The organism is Candidatus Spongiisocius sp. (assembly GCF_965221825.1).
In the GTDB taxonomy this organism is placed as follows: Bacteria; Actinomycetota; Acidimicrobiia; order Spongiisociales; family Spongiisociaceae; genus Spongiisocius.
In genome coordinates this window covers 2,810,899-2,830,330 of record NZ_OZ244917.1, presented here as the reverse complement: position 1 = coordinate 2,830,330, position 19,432 = coordinate 2,810,899, and the positions used below count along the sequence as shown (strand labels likewise).

The following is a 19,432-nucleotide window of genomic DNA, read 5'->3' as shown; positions in this document are numbered from 1 at the left end:
TATTAGCACCGCAGCCAGCACCCCAGCTATGGATACGATGAATAGCATCTTCTCTACCGGGTGATTCATGGCTTGGTCTGCTCCGATGCGGGATAGCTATCGCTACTGGTGGTAGCATATCGGAGCCACGATCGGGTATGTGTCGTCAAACAAGGGTAGAAAATCTCTGTCGCTCTGAAATTTTTCTCACTCTGGACTGAGATGCTTGGTCTGATTGTGATCAATCACAGCATCGTGTAGCACATCTAGACATGCTATACATCAGTATTCGAACGGAACACCACCCGGCCACAACGTGCCTGCTCATTGCGGGTCTTGCCGGAGGGATAGGAGTCGGACGGGGCGCCATCAGGCGTCCGGATCCGCTCAGGCTGGTGGGCCGTATCCTCGGGAAGGAGTAACGGTCAGGGCGAGGGCGGGCGGATGATGGGACGCCGGTACGCCACCAGGTCCGCCCCGGCGAACACCACCGCCAGAACAGCGGCCAGCACCAGACCTCGCTGCCAGGCCCAGACGGCCGCGGCCGCGCCAACGACCATGCCGATGATCCGGGAATGGAGATCGCCCCTCGGACCAAGCATCCTGATCAGCACGGCGCGCAGCATCTTCGACCCATCCAGCCCGCCGATGGGTAGCCAGTTGACCAGCCCCCAGACCACGGACACCCAGATGAAGGCCCCCACGAAGAACACCAGATACTCCCCGTAGCGGTCGGCGGCGGCCAGATGGATACGCCAAGGACTCTCGATCGCCAGCTCACCGAACCGGCCCAGGCCGCCCAGGCGGGCATACCAGAACAGGCCGAGGCCCGCGAAGAGGCCCACCCCCGAGCCCGATGCGGCAATCGTGAACAACCTCCAGCCCCCGAGAGGGATATCCAGCTCCCTCCAGTAGGTGGCGCCACCCAGCGCGTAGATGGTGATGCCCTCCACATGGCCGCCGAGGCGCCGCACCGTCGCCGCGTGGCCCAGCTCGTGCAGTACCACGGAGAGCAATATGGCGAGCACCCAGAGGGCCGTGGCGACCACGCCGAGGCCGGTGTCGAACAGGATCACCAGGACGAGCAAGAAGGTGAAGTGGATGTGGACGGGAAACCCGAACAACCGGAAGCGCACGACGGCCAGCGTAGTTGGAAGTGCCGGCAAGCCGGGTCGAGGCGAACACGGACCGGCGACCGTCTCAGGGAGAAGGGCCGGCGCCGCCTTCCAGAGACTCGAGGGCGAAACCGGCCAACCGCTCCACCGAACCGGCCAGGGAAGGGAGGTCCACGCCGGATATGTTCTCCATGACACCGTGCCGGTAGCGGGCGTAGACCCCTTCCAGGATTGCGGCCAGGCGCCAGGCCTGCATCGCCCGGTAGTAAGGAAGCCCCGACACGTCCGCCCCGGTGAGGGCCGCGTAACGGGCCGCCATCTCCTGCAGGGACGGGAATCCACCGTCCTGGACCACCGACGAGCGCCAGAGCTCCGGCCGGCCGGGATCGATCCAGTCGTTGGCCAGGTACCCGAGATCGGCCAGCGGATCGCCCAGGGTGCAGAGCTCCCAGTCGACCACCGCCTCGATCTTCCCGTCCTTGACGATCAGGTTGCCGAATCGATAGTCACCGTGCACGACACCGGCTCGTTGCTGGACGGGGATGCGGTCCTCCAGCAGCGTACGGACCCGGTCCATGGCCGGTAGGTCCCGCTGCTTGGAGGCCTCCCACTGGCGAGACCATGTGCGTAGCTGGCGCTGCACGTACCCCTCCCGGCGACCGAGGTCGCCCAACCCGATGCGATCGGGGTCCAGGGAGTGGAGGGCGGCCAGCACCGAAACGGCATCCTCGCCGAGATTTTTCCGGCCGGCCGGCGGGATGGAGGAACCCGCAGCGCGGTCGTGCGGCACCAGGCCGGCGACGAAGCCCATCACGTAGAACGGGGCGCCGTTGACAGCCGGCTCGCTGCACAGGCCGAGAGCCGGGGGGACCGGTACGCCCGTCCCGCCAAGGGATGAAATGATCCGGAACTCGCGGGCCACATCATGAGCTGTCGCCAGAGCATGCCCCAGCGGGGGCCTTCTCAGGGCAAACTCGGCGCCGTCCGCTCCCCTGACCCGGTAGGTCAGGTTGGAGTTACCGCCCGGGATGGGCTCGAACCGGAACGGCGGGACGGCGCTCTCGACGTTCCTCGCCATCCACGCGGTGACCCGATCCCGGTCGATCCCGGGGACGGCGCCGGAAAGCCCCTCCTCGTGCGGCGCCGGCCTGCGCCCGGTACCGCTCACAGCGGTCCCTTGTCCGCCCACCGGAGGGAGATCTGCAGGAGCGGTCCGATGGTCAGGGTATAGATCACGGTGCCGATGCCGACCGCCCCGCCCAGCAACCATCCGGCGACCAGCACCGTCCCCTCGATGAGGGTCCGGGCCAACCGGATGGACATGCCCCGGGCAGCCAGGCCGGTCATGATCCCGTCCCTGGGGCCGGGGCCGAGACGCGACCCTATGTACAAGCCCGATCCGACCGCCACCATGCCGATACCGCCGATCAGGTACATCACTCGCAACCAGATGAGCTCCGTCTCTCCGACCACGAACAGCGTGACGTCGATGATGACTCCCACCAAGGTGGCGTTCAGGAGGGTGCCAAAGCCGGGACGCTGCCGCAGGGGAATCCATCCCAGCAGGACGACCATGCTGACCACGATGGTCACCAGTCCCACAGAGAGCGGGGTCCGGAAGGCGACGCCCTGATGGAAGGCGTCCCATGGAGACAAGCCGAGGTTGGCTCGGATGTTGAGTCCGATGCCGGCGCCGAACATGACCAGACCGACGGATAGGCCGGGAATCCGGGCCAGCACCGCGCGCCTACGGGCGGTGACCAATCACGCCACCTTCAGGTTGAGGGGATGGACCGGACTGCCTATCGTTCCGGGTCGCATCGGATCCGGCTGGGCCATGGCACATCCTGTCGGGGTCGTCGGGCGTGCGGCCAGCGTAGACGAGCCGACCGGGGCCATAGATCCTGGCGACACCGGCGAAGAAGGCGTCCCCGTCCGGCCCCTGCGCTGGTACCCTTGAAATCAGCCGGCCACATCAGGGGGCCGGGCGCGCCCGATTGCGTATCGGGCCCGCCAATGGCCATAATTGCTCTGCGAGAGCCGAAGGAGTCAAACGCAATGGCCGACTACAAGATGATGGTGTGGATCGACCAGGACTTGTGCACCGGGGATGGCATCTGCGAGGAGATAGCTCCCGACGTCTTCGAAGGTCGTGATGACGGTCTTTGGGTCGTGAAGGAGGAAGCCAGGCACTTCGGCTCGAGCCTGGTATTCGACGACGAGGACGGGGAAGGTCACGGCCCCGAGGGCGCCCGCGGGGTGGCGCGAGTGCCTGACAGCCTGATCGAGGATGTGATCGAGTCCGCCGAGGAATGCCCGGGCGAGTGCATCATGATCGAGCCCTACAACCCCGAACTGGTGGCCGAAGGCCGGTAAACAACCCGCTCCGGTTCTCGAGTATTCCGGGATGACGGGGGCAGTTTCTCGCCGGCGGAGTCTGGCCATCCTGGCCGCATCTCTCCTCGTCTTTACCGTCGCCGCGTCCGCCGGCGCCCAGTACTACCCCCCGGGCCCTCCCGGCGACGGTGTGGTGATCAGCGACGACGGACTGGTGCTCCCGGTGCGGGAGATCACGGATGACGGATACGTGGTCACGACCACCTGCTGGAACGAAGGGGTGGTCACCGGAGGCACCTACATCTCCCATGTGGAGGTGGTGATCGACCCCGGCCACGGAGGCTCGGAAACCGGGGCGGTGGGCAGCAACAGGCTGACCGAGAAAGCCCTCAACCTGGCCGTCTCGGAGTTGCTCATCGAGGAGCTGCGCGACCGGGGTTTCAACGCGATCATGACCCGGACCACCGACGTCCGCATCCCGATCGTGGTGCGGGCCGAGATCGCCCGAGCGCTGCGGCCCGACGTGTTCGTTTCACTCCATCACAACGGTGGGGCTACCGCCCGCTCCGACCTCCCCGGGACCGAGATGTACCACCAGATCGAGAGCGCCGACTCCAGGCGGCTGGCGGGCATCCTCTTCGAGGAGGTCCAGCAGGCGCTCGCCGCATACGACGTCCCGTGGCGCAAGACCGCATTCCAGGGGGCCTCCTCCGTGCTCCGCGTCGAGGTCCAGGACGACCTGTACGGGATCCTCCAGTACACGCCCGGCATCGCGACGGTCCTCACGGAAGCCGCCTACCTCTCGACACCGGCCGAAGCCCGGCTGCTCGCCGACCCGGAGGTACAGAAGGTCGAGGCGGTGGCCATCGCGGACGGGATCGAGCGGTACCTCACCACCACCGACCCGGGCTCCGGCTTCAACCCGATGTTCAGCACCTCCAGAAAGCTCTCCTCAGGAGGCCCCGGCGGCTGCAGGGATCCCGAACTGGGCCACATCGGCGTCGACGAACCGGGCTTCGACGATGTCCCGGAAGGCACTCACCGGGCGGCTATCGACGCCCTCCGGAACGAGGGCATCGTCGACGGCACCGAGTGCGGGCCCGATCTATTCTGCCCGCGCCAGCCCATCAAACGCTGGATGATGGCTGTTTGGCTGGTGAGGGCCCTGGACGGAGCCGATCCCGGTCCCGTCACGGAGTCCCGGTTCGCCGACGCGCCCCCGGACCGGTGGTGGGTGCCCTACGTCGAACGTCTGGCCGAACTGGAGGTCACCCAAGGGTGCGACACAAGGCCCGCCCGCTTCTGCCCCTACGACCTGGTGACCCGGGGCCAGATGGCGTCCTTCCTCAAGCGGGCCTTCGATCTCGGCACAGGTCGCCCGAGCGGCTTCGTCGACACCGCCGGGAGCACCCATGCGGAGGCAATCGACGCCGTCGCCGCCGCGGGCATCACGCGAGGCTGCGGGGTCCTACCGCCCCACTACTGTCCCGGCGCGAATACCACCAAGAGCCAGATGGCCACCTTCTTAGGACGGGCCCTGGGATTGGTCGACCGCACTCCTACCCTTGGAGGCCGTGGCTAACGCGTAACCCGGCGTGCAATCCACGAGTACCCACCGGTCCCCGCTAGAAGTCGAACAGCGACAGGGCGGTGCCGCCCCGGATGGCAGTCCGGTCATCGGGCGGGATGCCGGGCAGGTAATGGTCCACCAGCGACAGAACCTCCGAGTAGCCGGGGTTCTCCTTGATCCAGGGCCAGTCGGAGGCGTTGAGCATCCGGCCGGCGCCGAAAGCGGCATAGACCCGGTCCACCACCTCCTGGAGGTCGGGGTACGGATAGGGGGTCTGGGTGAAGGCGTACTGGCCCGACAGGTGGACGTAGAGGTCATCCGGATGCTTGGCGGCCATCTGCTCGATCAGGCCGATGGAATCCGGGGGAAGCGGGATATCGAAGCGGGGGCGCCGGTCCTCGTCGATGGCGATCTCCATCCAGATGTCGGGACAGAAGCCCAGATGGTTGAGGACCACCTTGAGACCCGGTAGCGCCTCCATCACCCCGTCGAGAAGGCCGACCTGGACGGGGTCGCCGTAGAACCACACCTTCATGTCGAGGTCGCGCATCGCCTCCAAGGCCGGGAACACGGCCAGCGAGTCGGGCGCCTGGCCTTCCTCGCCGCCGAAGCCGTAGAAGCGAAGCCCCTGGATGCCGACCTGTTCCGCCCGCCGGGTTACCTGGCCGGCGCCGTCCTCCGCATCGGCGTCGTAGACACCCACCCCGGCGAACTTGCCGGGGAACTCGACCAGGATCTCCGCCAGGTAGTGGTCGTGGACGGACAGCGGAACGATCACGGCATGGTCCACTCCGGCACTGTCCATGGCTGCCAGGAACTCCTCCGCCGCTTCCTCCCGCTCGACCGGGGTCATCGCCTCGAAGACGTCGCGCGGGTACTGCTCGCTAGCCGGCTTGAAAAGATGCAGATGGGCGTCTACTACCGCCATAGTGTCGAACCTCCGTGTCCCGCCGTCCTCCGACCTCGCTATACGTTACAAGGCACCCGAGCCGGCGGGGCGTTCCCGGCACCGTGCCGGATGTGCGTTTTCGAATCTCTCTAGGGCGCTGCATACCTCCTTTGTTTGCCGGGCCTTCGCGCACTTCCGGTGGGCGTGTCACACCTCCTACATACAATCGCCGTCACTCGTGAAACATAGGACACGGCAAGGAGGGCAGATGGCAAGCGCATCGGGCAGCAGCCCGCAGGAGGTCGAGTTCCGCAAACAGTGGTACGAGGCCCACGTGCGCCGGGCCCAAGCGGATATCGATACAGGCCACTTCAAGGATTGGCTACCGGACCTCTGGACCGCCGGGGCCGAGGCCCTCGAGATCCGCGATCGACTCGCCTCCTCCGGCGAGCTGGACCAGTTCAAGACCGAGCAAGACGCCTGGGCCCGGGCGAATGATGTCGGGTTCAAAGGTCAAATCGGCGCCATGTTCATCAACTCCCTCGTCAAGAACACCGACGATCCCGCCTCGGTGACCCGCCTGCTCGCCAGTGGCCTGACCGCGCCTGCGGATAGCCAGTCGGCCGCCCAGAAAATGGACGCGCTGGTCGACCACGTAAACCGTATCAAGGTAGGTGCGCATCCTGCTCCGTTGTCCGCGGCCTTCGTGCTCTCTTATTTCTGGGCGCTGGAGCAACCCCGAAAGTGGCCGATCTTCTGGCCTAATGACCGGAAATTCCTAGCGGCATCGGCGGGGATCAAGTTCTCGGGTTCTCCGACGGAGCGCTACCTCGAATTCGTCGACCTCGTGGCTGAGTTGGACGACGACTGGTGGCGTTTCGCCAGGGTTAGCAGTTGGTGGGTAGAGACACGACCGGTGTTCCTCGATCCTGTCCTCGTCGACCGCTGCGCCTACGGCATGGACCCAGAGGCGACACCACCCGAGTCCCTCCGCGACAACGCTCTCGCGCTGGTCGGCATTGCCCGATACCTGGGTGAATCTCTGGTTGATGATGTGTCTGGGGCGGTGGGCGACTCTTGCCAAGTGGCGAAGCCGCCAATGAACTGGAAGAGCGGCAGGCCACGATCGGATCTCTGGGTCACCTGGCGGCCCGAGGGGTCGGAACCCGCTTTACGGCTATGGGTGAACCATCGGGGAGCGGCCATCGGGGTCGTTCCGGGTTCAGCTAGCCAGGTACGACGCGGTTGGTATGACGAGGCGCGGGACGTTATCGGCGCCCATGAGGTGGAGGGGCTAACTCTGATGGCCACCAGGGGTGCCTCCCAAGGCAAGGATGTGGGCTTCTATGGTGATGGCGGGAGCTTCATCTACGGCCGCTGGTACGAGCCCGAAGAACTGGCCGCTCTCGATCTGAAGGCCGAAGTGGTGGCGGTGGCGACAGAAGCTCGGCCACTCCTTGATGCCCTGATAAGGCACTCCGTTGGTGTGGAATCTCCTGGTGACCCTCCCCATATTGATGACCCACCCCATATTGATGACCCACCCCGGCCAGCCGATCTGGGCGAGGCCGTTGAGGGGGCCGCCGCGGACCTGCTGGTGGAGCCCAGTTTCCTTGATGACATCGTGGAGTTGCTCCGTGATAAGGGGCAGGTGATCCTTTACGGGCCTCCCGGGACCGGCAAGACGTTCCTGGCTCAGAGGTTGGCCGCAGCAGTGGCGCCGAGAGTTGAGGATCGAGCCCTGGTGCAGTTTCACCCGTCTACGTCCTACGAGGACTTCTTCGAAGGCTACCGGCCGGAGGAAGGGCCGGAAGGACAGATCGTCTACCGGCTGACCCCGGGACCGCTGGCGCGCATGGCCGAGCGAGCCGCGCAGCATCCTCAGCGCCGGCATGTGATGGTGATCGATGAGATCAACCGTGCCAACCTGCCGAAGGTGCTGGGCGAGTTGCTGTTCCTGTTCGAGTATCGCGACAAGTCGATCTCGACTCTGTACCGGCCCGAAGGAGAGTTCGAGCTGCCGGAGTCCTTGTGGTTCATCGGCACCATGAACACCGCCGACCGGTCGATCGCGCTGGTCGATGCCGCGCTACGACGCCGATTTCACTTCGTGCCGTTCTTCCCCGACCGTGGTCCGACGGAAGGATTGCTCGACCGGTGGTTGGAGCGTGAGGGCCAGCCTTCGTGGGTGGGAGGGCTGGTCGCCATGGTCAACCACGAGTTGACCGAAGCCTTGGGCGCGGACCTCCAGCTGGGCGCCAGCCACTTCATGAAGCAGGGCTACGGGACCGAGCCGGGCGAGAACGACCCCACCCTGAGCAGGATCTGGCGGTTCAACATCGAGCCCTTCATCGAGGACCAGTTCTTCGGCAACGACACCCAGATCAACAGCTTCCGCCTCGGGCCGGTGCTCAAGCGATACCTGTCCCGGTCGGGCCGCGACGACCCCGCGGAACCCGAGGTCGGCGGCAACGTACCGAAGGCAACCAAGCAGGCGTGGCTAGAAGCGAACGGGTATCCCAAGAGCCTGTTCTATTTCCTTACCCAGCCCAAGGTCGGGCAGAAGGTCTCGTGGGATGCGATTCTCTCCGGTTCGATTCCGCAGTCAACCCTTGACGACATGCTGGATAAAGCGACCACGGCGTATAACGCTCACAAGGCCAAGAAGCCGAGTGGTGCTGAGGAGGCTGCACAGACTGAGGCCGCTACCCAGTCTGGTGGGGTCGGATCGGCGGGTTAGTACGGGCGCGCAGGACAATGGTCGATTTGCGGTTCTTCGAGTACGACACTGTTGATGTCGCCCTCTCGGACCGTCGGGCGCGGCGGCTGGACTCGGAAGCCGGTCGCTACCTGTCCGTAACTCCCCATCCCGATCCGGAAATCTGGTCCGTGACGGCCCGCGAGTACGTGGGCACGCTCGTGGTGGACGACATGCGGATCCTGATCCGTCCCAAGATCCGCCCTGAGAACCTGTTCCTGCTGCTCGAAGTCGGGCTACCGGAGCAGGCATGGCGCAAGGAGGACTTTGACTATGAGATCAACCCCGACCTGCTCCTATCCCTGGTGTCGTTCTATGCCCGGACCCTCGAGACGACGCTCGCCCGAGGGCTCTACCGGTCATACCGGAACCGGAACGAGGACCTGAAGGCGATCCGGGGCCGCATCGACTTCGGCAGGCAACTGTCACGGGCCAGGTTGCCCATGCCCGTGGCCTGCCGGTACGGCGAGTTCACCTCCGATGTTCTCGAGAACCGGGGCTTGAGAGCGGCAATCCGCCTCTCGTTGCGGGTCGCAGGGGTCCCACCATCGGACCGACGGCGGCTGATGCGCGAGCTGGTGGCAATGGAGGAGGTGTCAGACACGCCGGTCTCAGGAGACGACCTCCAGCGCATCCATTACACCCGTTTGAACGATCACTACCGGCCTGCTCTCGGTCTGGCCCGGTTGCTACTCGACAACCTGACCCTCGTCGACCGGCGGGGCGGGACGACGGCTGCCTCTTTTATGGTGAACATGAACGATCTCTTCGAGAGGTTCGTGACCGAGCGCCTCCGCCATGCATTGCATGGTCGCCTGACCGTGGAAGACCAAACGGATGACTACCTGGACATCGAGAAAGCGGTGCGGATCAGGCCCGACCTCCGGTTCCACCACCCTGGCTCCGGCTCCGTCACCTACGTGGGCGACATCAAGTACAAGCTGACCTCTGATGCTGTCGCCCGGAGCGCCGACTACTACCAACTGCTCGCTTACACCACCGCCCTCGACCTACCCGAAGGGGTTCTGATCTATTGCCAGACGGACGGCGGCAAGCCGGCCGGGAAGATTACGGTGCGCCATGCCGGGAAGCGGCTGCATGTGCGCCCCGTCAACCTGAGCGGATCACCCGCCGAGGTCGCGAGGGAGATCGAAGTCCTTGCCACCTGGATCGCCGATAGATCGGAACATGTCCGGCCCCGGACTCCATTCTGGTTGGCACGTCCCGCCTGATCCGTCCCTAGCAACTCCCCTAGCGTCTACGCGTCGGTGCCGGCCTCCGCGGCTAGGCGCTGGTCCCGGGCTTCGGTGATCTGGTCGGTGTGGTCGGCGATCCAGGCGAGATGGTGGCCGGTCAGGTAGCGGCGGAGGAAGGTCACCAAGTGCTCGAAGAGTTGGGGCTGATCCTCCAGCAGTGGCGGCCCCGCGGCGTCGCTGGCACCGCTCACCTGGAGCTTGGGGCCCCTCATCCTCGGGTAGATGAATTCGACCTGGCGCTCGACTTCATCGTTGAGGGCACCCTTGACCACCAGGCGCATGGCGGAGCGGGTGGTACGCCAGTCGATCTCTCGAGGCGCCTCCGGCAGCGGACTGATCATCACCTGGACCGGCGCTCCCTGATCCTCATTGACGAACAGCATGGCTTCGGTGACCCGGCCGTAGGTGACCAGCGCCACGGGGCCGAACGAAGCGGCCGTCTCCCTCAGCAGGGCCGGAAGATCCTGTGCCAGCAGGCCGGGATCGGCATCGCCGTCCGAGAGGCCGTGGCCTCTCAGTTCCACACTGATCACGCGGAACCCGTGGGAAGCCACGCCTGCAGTGATAGGACCCCAGGCGTCGAGGTCGTCGCCGTGGTCGTGCAGGAACACGACCGCCGGTCCGTCCACCGGCCACTCGTGGCCCCGGAGAACCAGCCCGTCAGGAAGCCGGATGGCGACGGGGACCGGCGCCGCCGGCATCAACCGGCGAACGGCTGCGGGTTGAAGCACCGGAAGACACGACCGTCCCGGTCGGCGGCCAGCTCCGGCTGCTCGGTCCAGCACCGATCCAGGGCATGGGGACAGCGCGGGGCGAATGCACACCCGGGCGGCATCATCTGGAGAGACGGCACCAGGCCCGGGATCGGATCCAGGCGCCGGCGCGTGGTGCTCACCTTCGGCAATGCCCGGAGCAGGCCCTGGGTGTAAGGATGGCGCGGATCCTCGAACAATTCGTCCACCGGAGCCTGCTCCACGATCTCACCCGCGTACATGACCGCCACCCGGTCGGCAACCGCGGCCACCACCGCCAGGTCGTGGGTGATCAGGAGCATGGCCATGTGGCGTTCCCGCTGCTCCTTGACGAGCTGGTCGAGGATCTGGGCCTGGACGGTCACATCGAGCGCGGTGGTCGGCTCGTCGGCGATCAGGATGTCGGGATCCAGCACCAAGGCCATGGCGATCATCACCCGCTGCCGCATACCTCCCGAGAGCTGGTGAGGGTACGAGTCGAGTTGGGAGATCGGATCGGGCAGGCCCACCTTGGCAAGGGCGTCACCGGCCAGGCTGCGCGCTTCCTCCTTGCTCATGTCCCGATGGGCCCTGATCACCTCGACGATCACGTCCCCCACCGTGAACACCGGGTCCAGGGAGGTGAGCGGATCCTGGAAGATCATCGAGATGGAATCGGCCCGGATGCTACGCATACGCTTGCCGCTCAGGCTCAGCAGATCCTCGCCGCGAAAACGTATCTCGCCTTCCCGGACCCGCACCGGCGGGGTGGGTAGCAGGCGCATGATCGACAGGGCGGTGATGCTCTTGCCGCAGCCGCTCTCCCCCACCAGGCAGAGCACCTCGTTGGGGTAGATGTCGAGCGACAGGCCCCGCACCACGTCGAACGACTCCCTCCTGGAACTGACCATGGTGCGAAGCCCGTCGATCGAGAGCAACGGGGCGGTTGCCGACCGGTCACCACCGGATGCCTGGCCACCGTGATCGGTCATGGTTGTCACCTCAAGTTCTCCGCAGGCGGGGGTTGACGACCGTGTACCCGACATCGGCCAGCCAGTTGGACAGCAGGACGATGGTGATCAGCACCAGCGAGAAGAACTGCGCCACCGGATAATCGCGCCTCAAAACAGCATTGACCAGCACCTGCCCCAGGCCGGGCCAACCGAATATGGTCTCCACGACCAGCGCGTAGCCCACGATCTGCCCGATCCTCAGGCCCGCCAGAGACACTATCGGCACGAGCGCGTTGCGGAAGACGTGGCGACCGATGACCTTCGACTCCGAGAGGCCGCCCGACCGGAGGGTCCGGACGAAGTCCTGGTTGAGGTTCTCCAGCATGGCCGAACGGGTCATCCTGACGGTCAGCGCCATACCTTCCATCGCCAGTACCACCGCCGGCAGCACCAGCTGCTTGGGACCGCAGCAGCCGGCGGAGGGGAGCCATCCGAGCACGGACGCGAATAACCACACCGCCAGCAGGGCCAGCCAGAAGTTGGGAACGGCCATCCCGGCCACCGAGAAGGTCATGATCCCGCCGTCCCACCACGAGTTCCTGCGCAGCGACGCCAGCATGCCCAGGGGTATGCCCACCCCGAACACGAGCACGAAGGCGGCCACGCCAAGGATGAGGCTGTTGCGGCCGTGGTCGGTGAGCAGCTTGCCGATGTCGGCGTTGTTGGTGAGGGAGTTGCCCAGATCGCCGGTGAACAACCGGCCCATGTAGTCGAAGTACTGCTCGTGGAACGGGTCGTTGAGGCCGAGTTGCTCCCGGACCGCCTCCCGTTCCTCGGCCGAAGCCGACGCCGGTACCCGGGCCGCCACCGCGTCGCCACCCGACAGCCGGATGGCGTAGAACACGGCAACCGAGGACAGCGCCAGGACGACCACCATGTATATGGTGCGGGCCAGTACCCGTTTCATCCCTCGTCAACCCCTTTGGCCTCGTGCCTGAGCCTGGGATCGAACACGTCCCGCAAACCGTCGCCGATCAGCGACACGGCCAGCACCAGCAACACGATGGTGATCCCGGGAATGGTCGCACCCCAATGGTTCTGCTGGAGATAGTTGCGCCCGTCGGACACCATCCCCCCGAGGCTGGGGGTGGGCGGCTGGGCGCCCAGACCGATGAACGACAGCGCCGCCTCGGCGATGATGGCCACCGCCACGTAGTAGGACGCCAGCACCAGGGCCGGCGCCAGGATGTTCGGGAAGAGGTGGCGCCACATGATCCGGGGAGTCGACAGACCACCGGCCCGGGCCGCCTCTACGAACTCGCGCTCGGTCAGCGAGAGGACCTCGCCGCGCACCACCCTGGCGATGGCGGCGGTGTTGACCAGCCCTACCGCCAGGATCACCGGGAATAGTCCTTCTCCCAGACCCCCTGCAAAGAGCACCGCCACCAGGATCAGCGGGAAGCCCCAGACGAAATCGACCGCTCCCCTGATGGTTCGATCCGCCCAACCACCGAGGAACCCCCCGAACATGCCCAGCACCAGGCCGAGGACCAGCGAGAGGACGGTGACTCCGGCCGCCACCATCAGGCTCACCCGGATGCCTATGAACACCCGGACCGCGAGGTCCCGACCCAGGTGGTCGGTACCGAGCAGGTATCCCTCGCTGCCGGGTGGAAGGAGGGTGCTCGCAAAGCTCTGGAAGGCCGGATCGGCGCCCGAGATGATCGGGCCGAGGACGCCGGCCCCCAGCACGATCAGCCCCAGCGCGGTTCCCAGCAGGAGGAGCTTGTTACGCCGCATGCGACCGAGGGCGGCACGCGCCGGGCCCACCCGGCTGCTCTCCTCGAACTCGGCGAGCTGCAGGTTCCAGGCTTCCAGATGGGTCGGGGTCCGGTCAGCCATCGTCCATTCCTCGGTGGGTCGGCAGGAGGGTGTTGAACAAGTCCGTACAAAGGGGTTCGCACAGAAGTCTGCAAGACTCCGACGTGGTATTTCGTCCTCGTGTGAACCCCGCAAGATTCATTTTTCGGAACCCTCCTCGCATCATACGTTCAAGATCGGGCGGTGCGCAGGCGCGGGTTGGCGAACTGGTAGCCCAGATCCGCCGCCCAGTTGCCCACGATCACCAGGGTTACGAGCACCAGCGAGAAGAACTGGGCCACCGGATAATCGCGCCTCAAGACAGCATTGACCAGCACCTGCCCCAGGCCGGGCCAACCGAATATGGTCTCCACGACCAGCGCATACCCCACGATCTGCCCGATCCTCAGGCCCGCCAGAGACACCAGGGGCACCATGGCGTTTCGCAGCACATGGCGCCCGACAACCCGCATCTCGGACAATCCGCCCGATCGGAGCGTCCGGACGAAATCGCGGTCCAGGTTCTCCAGCATGGCCGAACGGGTCATGCGGACGGTGAGAGCCAGTCCCTCTGCGGCCAGCACGAATGCGGGCATCACCAGCTGCTTGGGACCACAGCAGCCGGCCGAGGGCAGCCAGTGGAGAGTGGAGGCGAACAGCCAGACGGCCAGCAGCGCCAGCCAGAAGTTGGGGATCGCCATGCCGCCCACCGAGAAGGTCATGATCGACGCATCCACCACGCCGTTGCGACGCAGCGAGGCCAGGATCCCCAGCGGGATGCCCAGGCCGAAGACGATCAGCAGGGCGGCCGCCCCCAGAATCAGGCTGTGCCGACCGTGGATGATCAGCATGTCCGATATGGGCGAGCTGTTGGTCAGGGAGTTGCCCAGATCCCCCCGAAGCAACCGTCCCATGTAGGCGAAGTACTGCTCGTGGATGGGAAGGTTCAGTCCCCAGAGTTCCCGGAGTTGCTCGCGTGCCTCCAGCGAGGCCGAGCCCGGCTGGATGACGGCGGCCACCGCGTCGCCTCCCGAGAGCCGGATAGCGTAGAAGACGGCCACCGACGAGACGGCCACGATCAGCAGCATGTAGCCGGAGCGGGCTGCCAGCCGCCTCAAAGCCGAACCCCCCTACACCAAAGGGCCGCGCCGGAGCGCGGCCCTTTCTCGATCCGAATACCTGCAAGGCTCGTCCAGAGCCCTAGGCCTCGATCCAGGTGTCGTTGTAGTACGGGTACAGGTTCCACACGAAGGGCTGCCATCCATGCACCTTGTTGTTGTGTACGAAGGTGGCGTTCTGATTCATCAGCGGGATGTACGGAAGCTCCTCGGCCCAGGCCAGCTGGAACTGGGAGGCCGCCGCCTGCGCCTGCGCCTCGGTGGCCGAGGTCTGCCAGCTGGCGATGGCGTCATCCACCCGCGGCTCCACGGCGTGCGAGAAGTTCGGCACCGGGATGAACTGGGACCCACCGAAGAGGATCAGCACGTCCAGCGGGATCGGCCACAGCCAGAAGAAGAGCGACATCTCGACCGAATCCCGACCCGGGCCGCTCTGCTGCTCGAAGGCAAGCGCTCGGTCGACCACGTCGAGGTTGGCCCTGACGCCGACATTGGCGAACTGGGCCTGGACCGCCTCGGCGACCGACTTCTGCACCGTCTCGTCCTCCACGAGATAGCGGAACTCGAACCTGACCCCGTCGCGCTCCCGGATACCGCCGCTGCCCATCGTCCATCCGGCCCGGTCCAGTTTCTGGTTGGCCAGATCGAGATCGAACTGGTTGTACTGCTCGACCGCCGACTCGTAGTTCCGGTCGGTGGTGGGGAACGGGCCGTAGGTAGCGGCGCCGTTGCCGAACAGGATCGCTTGGACCATGCCCTCCCGATCCAGCGCGTGGGACAGGCCCTGGCGGGTCAGCCGGTCACCGAAGTACTCGGGATAGTCACGGTTCATCGCCAGGTGATAGCCCGACCACTCGGGGTGCCGGATCACCGTCAGGTCCGAGTTGGACTCGAGGCGCCCGATGTCCTGGTGGGCCGGGTTGATCAGGGTGTCGATGTCGCCGTTCTCGAGCTGGGTCGCCCGCTGGCCGGCCTCGGTGATGACCGTCCATCGGATGGCATCCAGGTAGGCCGGGCCCTTGTTGTCGAAGAACGGGGTCTCGGAGCCCGGATAGTCGTCCCAGCGCCTGACCAGCACGTGGCTCCCCGGTACCCATTCCTCGTGGGTAAAGGGACCGGTGCCGTCCGCCAGCTCGGTGCCGTAGGTGGAGGCGGCGTTGAGCTCGCCATCGGCCGTGATCGAGTGTTCCTTCCAGGTGTTGATGTTGACGATGCGCCAGTACCCGGTCTTGTGCGGTCCGAGGGCGCCCACCCAGGGGTTCTTCATCTTCATGACGACCTCGTTGCCGTCCGCCTCGTAGGTGTCGACCGGCGCCGCCAGTCCGGCGATGAAGCTGTAGGTCTGGATGGACCGGTAGAACTCGGCCACCATCTCGGCGTTGATGGTCCCGCCGGAGTGCGAGAGCTTGCCCTCCGGAATGGTGAACCGGTACTCGAGACCGTCGTCCGAGGCGGAGTATCCCGATGCGAACTGGGGCACGGTGGCGCCGCTCGGATCGTTCGACAGGATCGCCTCGTAGATTGCGAAGAACGCCGGGTCGTACCAGTTGGTGGTCGCCGGATCGTGCTTGGACACGTCCCGGTTGTATCCCTCTCGCAACGTGCCGCCTGACACCGGACCCATCATCGCCGCTTCTGTCGTTGCGGTGGTCTCCGCCGGTTCGGCAGCCGCCTGGGTGGTGGCGGCGCCGTCATCCGACGACGTGGCTGCGGTGGTGGCGGTCGTAGCTGCGGTGGTGGCCACAGTTTCGGGTTCGTCGTCGCCACAGGCCGCCAGTATCGATGCCGCGGCCGCTACACCCACGCCGGCAACGCCCATACGCTTCATGAACTGGCGCCGCCCGATCTTGCGGGCCATGTACTGCTCGGTGAGCTCGGTCACCTCCGGAGCCAGGTCCGGATCCATCCAAGAGTTGCCCATAAGCGATGTCCTCCTTCGCTCGCGCCACGGACGCTAACTCGATATCTTATCCTGTTGCTCGCTAGGGCGTACTACAAAGTTCGGATCGGATTGGAGAAGGCTGAAAATGGAACGGTTTCTGGTTACTGGATCAGCCGGTTGTATCGGCGCTTGGGCGGTTCATGAACTGGTCAGGGAAGGAGCTCCGGTAGTCACGTTCGACATAAGCGACACCCCCCATCGCCTGCGGCTCCTGCTGGATGAGGACGAACTCTCCGCCGTCCGGTTCCGCCAGGGGGACATCCGCAACAGTGAAGCGGTCGAGGCGGTGATCACGGACAACCGGATCACCCATGTGGTCCACCTCGCCGCCCTCCAGGTCCCGTTCTGCGCGGCCGATCCGATCAATGGCTCACGGGTCAACGTCACCGGAACTCTCAACGTCCTGGAAGCAGCCCGCCGATCCGACGGCAGGGTTCGCGGCGTCACCTATGCCAGCTCGATCGGCGTGTTCGGCCCCGCCGAGATGTACGAGGGCGGCGTGGTCCGCGACGACTCCCCCGCCGCCCCGGCCACGCTCTACGGGGCCTACAAGCAGGCCAACGAATGGACCGCCCGGATCTACAGCACCGACTGGGGAGTCGGCTCGGTGGGCCTGCGGCCCTCCGTCATCTACGGCCTGGGACGTGATCAGGGTCTCACTTCCGCGGCCACGATGGCGATGCTGTCCGCCGCGGCCGGCCGCTCCGCCCACATCACCCACGGCGGAACGGTTACCTACCAGCACGCCCAGGACATGGCCCGCATCTTCATCGCCGCCGCCCGTCTCGAGGCCGGCCGGGCCCTGGTCCACAATGTGGGCGGCCCGGTGGCTCATATCTCGGAGGTAGCGGCGGCGATCGACGCCACCGCTCCCGGAATCGAGACAACGTACGACGATGCGCCCTTCCCGCTCCCCTCGATCATCGACGGCGCCGGCCTTGAGCGGGTCATCGACATTCCCCAGCGCCCGATGGCGGAGGGAATCGCTGGAACGGTCGAGGCCTTCCGCCGCTTGCTCTCCGAGGGCCGGGTCCGGCCTCCGGCCTAGTGGTCAGTGGTCAGTGGTCAGTGGTCAGTAGTCAGTAGTCAGTGACCACTGAATGTTGTAACCCAGGGACGATAGGTACAACCCACCAGGCTCAAGGGCCACAAGGAACTTGATTACTCCAGGTCACAAACTGGCCACCGGCCACTACAAGCCACTGGCCACTAACCGGCAAGGGTCTGGAAAAGCCCGCGCTTTCGCGATAGATGAAAGGGGGGGATCGGACTACCCGACCCCGACCATCAGTTCGAGCCGGACTTCGGAGCCGGCCATCGGGAAGCGAAAGGAGATCGAGTTGGCGCGCGAACGCAGCTCCATCACCCACGGAGATACCACCATCGAGTTCGAGGTACGCAGGAGCGACCGCCGGACGAGGACGATCGACTTAGCGGTGACACCCACCGGCGTGCGGGTGTACGCCCCCAGAGCAGCACCGGCCGCCGAGCTCGAGCGGTTGGTCAGGGCCAAGGCGCCCTGGATTCTCGGCCACCTGGCTGACCTCCAAGGGGCCAACCGGCCCGGCCTGAGAGAGGGCCAGATCATGCCCTATCTGGGCCGAGCCGTGACGCTCTCCTACGAGACCGGAGAGCTGCCCGGGCCGGTGGTGGACTTCGAAGGGAACCGGTTCACGGTGACCGTGCCTCCGGACCAAGACGACGACTCCCGGCTCCTGAGCGTCGGCCATGCCTTTGTTGCCTGGTACAACGCCCGGGCGTGGGAACGTATCCCAGCCACGGTCGACGCATGGTGGCCGCTCCTCGGCCACGGCCCGAAGTCGAGGGTCCTGATCCGCGATCAGAAGAGCCGCTGGGCCAGCTGCGCCCGCGATGGCACCTTACGGTTCAACTGGCGGGTCATCATGCTGGAGCCGAGGCTCATCGACTACGTGGTGGTGCACGAACTGGCCCATCTCGAAGTCAAGGGCCACCCGCCCGAGTTCTGGAACCGGGTGGCCGGCGCCCTGCCCGACGTGGACGAGCGCCGGAGGGATTTGAAGGAAGCAGTGTCCAACCTGCCCCTCTGGGACTTGTGAGACTTGGGCATCCGTGGTCAGGCGACCGGCACCCGATCGGATGGGTAGGCGGCCAGGAAGTCGTCTGCGGCGTCCGGTGACCAGGCCGGCCCGATGGGAAGCTCCAGTTCCATCAGCGCGGACGCTTCGCAAGGCCTCCCCCGGCTGACCAGCAGCGTGGTCGATCCGGCCCGGTGGCGGAGGACGTAGCTGTAGACGGTGCTGTAGCCCTGGTGGTTGCAGACACCCGTGTCGCCCTGGTCGTGGCTGCGGAGCAGTTCGAGGATGTCCTCCAGCAAGGTGGCCCGGTCGAGGCGTTCCTGCGCGGAGGCGATCCGGTCGAGCGTGGTCAGCCGGTCGTCGTTCTCGGGGTGGACTCCGAGCTCGGTGTGGTGGTTGGATCGGGCGGTGGGCCGGTCCGGCCACAGCACCGCCGTTCGCCGGCTCCGTACCTCGATGGCAGCCTGGCCGTGGCGATCGATCAACACCAGGTTCCCCCACAGGTAGGGGCGGGCGGCCACCGCCCGCTCCACCGCGGCCACGCCCGAAAGGACATCCGTGCCCTCCCGCAGGGCGATCTCGACCAGGTCGTCGTAGTTGGCATGATCGTCGAGGGTGCGGACGTTGGAGTCGCACACCAGGAGGCCCGAGGAATTGGCGCCTATCGAGAAGCCCGAGAAACGGTCCAGGTCAGGGTCGGTTCCCGCCCAGGTGGTGATGCCTTCAACGCCGAACACGTCCGGTTCGAGGACCAGGCGGTCGTCGAAGCTCTCCCTGCCGAAGTCCTTGTTCTTGAACAGCAGGTAGTCGTCAGGTCCGAGCCTGAAGAACCCGGTGGTGCACACTTGCCGGCCTCCCCGTCGCGAG

General features: G+C 65.8%; 17 protein-coding genes. 6 read left to right on the top strand and 11 right to left on the bottom strand.

From position 1 onward, the window contains the following. Positions 1-404: 404 nt before the first annotated feature. The 3 genes from ACOQPD_RS13135 to ACOQPD_RS13125 are packed head-to-tail and all read right to left on the bottom strand — an operon-like array spanning position 405 to position 2,858. The gene (locus ACOQPD_RS13135; RefSeq protein WP_420612408.1) at positions 405-1,145 is read right to left on the bottom strand and encodes a site-2 protease family protein; all 741 of its coding nucleotides are present in this window, start codon (positions 1,143-1,145) and stop codon (positions 405-407) included. 34 nt (positions 1,146-1,179) lie between these two features. Next, the gene (locus ACOQPD_RS13130; RefSeq protein ID WP_420612407.1) at positions 1,180-2,262 is read right to left on the bottom strand and encodes a phosphotransferase family protein; all 1,083 of its coding nucleotides are present in this window, start codon (positions 2,260-2,262) and stop codon (positions 1,180-1,182) included. Next, the gene (locus tag ACOQPD_RS13125) at positions 2,259-2,858 is read right to left on the bottom strand and encodes a YczE/YyaS/YitT family protein (protein ID WP_420612406.1); all 600 of its coding nucleotides are present in this window, start codon (positions 2,856-2,858) and stop codon (positions 2,259-2,261) included. The genes ACOQPD_RS13130 and ACOQPD_RS13125 overlap by 4 nt, the downstream gene beginning before the upstream one ends. A gap of 309 nt (positions 2,859-3,167) precedes the next feature. On the opposite strand from ACOQPD_RS13125, the gene ACOQPD_RS13120 reads away from it, so the two are divergent. Further along, positions 3,168-3,470: a ferredoxin gene (locus ACOQPD_RS13120; RefSeq protein ID WP_420614391.1), complete on the top strand. Its 303-nt coding sequence runs from the start codon at positions 3,168-3,170 to the stop codon at positions 3,468-3,470. 31 nt (positions 3,471-3,501) lie between these two features. After that, entirely contained in the window at positions 3,502-5,013 is a 1,512-nt protein-coding gene (locus ACOQPD_RS13115; protein WP_420612405.1) for an N-acetylmuramoyl-L-alanine amidase, read from the top strand. A 43-nt stretch (positions 5,014-5,056) separates the two neighbouring features. Here ACOQPD_RS13115 and ACOQPD_RS13110 read toward each other — a convergent pair whose 3' ends face one another. After that, complete coding sequence (locus ACOQPD_RS13110; protein ID WP_420612404.1) at positions 5,057-5,929, bottom strand: amidohydrolase family protein; 873 nt, start codon at positions 5,927-5,929, stop codon at positions 5,057-5,059. Positions 5,930-6,158: 229 nt separating this feature from the next. On the opposite strand from ACOQPD_RS13110, the gene ACOQPD_RS13105 reads away from it, so the two are divergent. Further along, positions 6,159-8,630 (top strand): McrB family protein, encoded by a 2,472-nt coding sequence (locus ACOQPD_RS13105; protein ID WP_420612403.1) that lies wholly within the window; start codon positions 6,159-6,161, stop codon positions 8,628-8,630. Positions 8,631-8,647: 17 nt separating this feature from the next. Then, positions 8,648-9,880, top strand: coding sequence for an McrC family protein (locus tag ACOQPD_RS13100; RefSeq protein WP_420612402.1), 1,233 nt, complete (start codon positions 8,648-8,650; stop codon positions 9,878-9,880). Positions 9,881-9,906: 26 nt separating this feature from the next. Here the strand turns inward: ACOQPD_RS13100 and ACOQPD_RS13095 are convergent, their stop codons facing one another. From ACOQPD_RS13095 to ACOQPD_RS13070, 6 genes are all read right to left on the bottom strand, one after another. After that, positions 9,907-10,605 carry an alpha/beta fold hydrolase gene (locus ACOQPD_RS13095; RefSeq protein WP_420612401.1) on the bottom strand — a complete coding sequence of 233 codons (699 nt, stop codon included), beginning with the start codon at positions 10,603-10,605 and terminating at the stop codon, positions 9,907-9,909. After that, positions 10,605-11,627: an ABC transporter ATP-binding protein gene (locus ACOQPD_RS13090; RefSeq protein ID WP_420612400.1), complete on the bottom strand. Its 1,023-nt coding sequence runs from the start codon at positions 11,625-11,627 to the stop codon at positions 10,605-10,607. Before ACOQPD_RS13090 ends, ACOQPD_RS13095 begins: the two co-directional genes overlap by 1 nt. A gap of 10 nt (positions 11,628-11,637) precedes the next feature. Then, a complete protein-coding gene (locus ACOQPD_RS13085; protein ID WP_420612399.1) occupies positions 11,638-12,555 on the bottom strand; it encodes an ABC transporter permease in 918 nt (305 codons plus the stop codon). Next, entirely contained in the window at positions 12,552-13,490 is a 939-nt protein-coding gene (locus ACOQPD_RS13080; RefSeq protein ID WP_420612398.1) for an ABC transporter permease, read from the bottom strand. The genes ACOQPD_RS13085 and ACOQPD_RS13080 overlap by 4 nt, the downstream gene beginning before the upstream one ends. 149 nt (positions 13,491-13,639) lie before the next feature. After that, positions 13,640-14,566, bottom strand: a complete 927-nt coding sequence (locus ACOQPD_RS13075; protein WP_420612397.1) for an ABC transporter permease — start codon at positions 14,564-14,566, stop codon at positions 13,640-13,642. A gap of 82 nt (positions 14,567-14,648) precedes the next feature. After that, positions 14,649-16,487: an ABC transporter substrate-binding protein gene (locus ACOQPD_RS13070; RefSeq protein WP_420612396.1), complete on the bottom strand. Its 1,839-nt coding sequence runs from the start codon at positions 16,485-16,487 to the stop codon at positions 14,649-14,651. Positions 16,488-16,593: 106 nt separating this feature from the next. Here ACOQPD_RS13070 and ACOQPD_RS13065 point away from each other — a divergent pair, with 106 nt between their 5' ends. Further along, the gene (locus ACOQPD_RS13065; RefSeq protein WP_420612395.1) at positions 16,594-17,556 is read left to right on the top strand and encodes an NAD-dependent epimerase/dehydratase family protein; all 963 of its coding nucleotides are present in this window, start codon (positions 16,594-16,596) and stop codon (positions 17,554-17,556) included. A 292-nt stretch (positions 17,557-17,848) separates the two neighbouring features. Further along, positions 17,849-18,586, top strand: a complete 738-nt coding sequence (locus ACOQPD_RS13060) for a M48 family metallopeptidase (protein ID WP_420612394.1) — start codon at positions 17,849-17,851, stop codon at positions 18,584-18,586. Positions 18,587-18,603: 17 nt separating this feature from the next. Here ACOQPD_RS13060 and ACOQPD_RS13055 read toward each other — a convergent pair whose 3' ends face one another. Further along, positions 18,604-19,410 carry a hypothetical protein gene (locus ACOQPD_RS13055; RefSeq protein WP_420612393.1) on the bottom strand — a complete coding sequence of 269 codons (807 nt, stop codon included), beginning with the start codon at positions 19,408-19,410 and terminating at the stop codon, positions 18,604-18,606. Positions 19,411-19,432: the final 22 nt, after the last annotated feature.

Bases quoted from the DNA above. Each gene is read 5' to 3' on its own strand.
- ACOQPD_RS13120 (WP_420614391.1), top strand. From the start codon at position 3,168: ATGATGGTGTGGATCGACCAGGACTTGTGCACCGGGGATGGCATCTGC.
- ACOQPD_RS13115 (WP_420612405.1), top strand. From the start codon at position 3,502: ATGACGGGGGCAGTTTCTCGCCGGCGGAGTCTGGCCATCCTGGCCGCA.
- ACOQPD_RS13110 (WP_420612404.1), bottom strand. From the start codon at position 5,929: ATGGCGGTAGTAGACGCCCATCTGCATCTTTTCAAGCCGGCTAGCGAG.
- ACOQPD_RS13105 (WP_420612403.1), top strand. From the start codon at position 6,159: ATGGCAAGCGCATCGGGCAGCAGCCCGCAGGAGGTCGAGTTCCGCAAA.
- ACOQPD_RS13100 (WP_420612402.1), top strand. From the start codon at position 8,648: ATGGTCGATTTGCGGTTCTTCGAGTACGACACTGTTGATGTCGCCCTC.
- ACOQPD_RS13095 (WP_420612401.1), bottom strand. From the start codon at position 10,605: ATGCCGGCGGCGCCGGTCCCCGTCGCCATCCGGCTTCCTGACGGGCTG.
- ACOQPD_RS13090 (WP_420612400.1), bottom strand. From the start codon at position 11,627: ATGACCGATCACGGTGGCCAGGCATCCGGTGGTGACCGGTCGGCAACC.
- ACOQPD_RS13085 (WP_420612399.1), bottom strand. From the start codon at position 12,555: ATGAAACGGGTACTGGCCCGCACCATATACATGGTGGTCGTCCTGGCG.
- ACOQPD_RS13080 (WP_420612398.1), bottom strand. From the start codon at position 13,490: ATGGCTGACCGGACCCCGACCCATCTGGAAGCCTGGAACCTGCAGCTC.
- ACOQPD_RS13070 (WP_420612396.1), bottom strand. From the start codon at position 16,487: ATGGGCAACTCTTGGATGGATCCGGACCTGGCTCCGGAGGTGACCGAG.
- ACOQPD_RS13065 (WP_420612395.1), top strand. From the start codon at position 16,594: ATGGAACGGTTTCTGGTTACTGGATCAGCCGGTTGTATCGGCGCTTGG.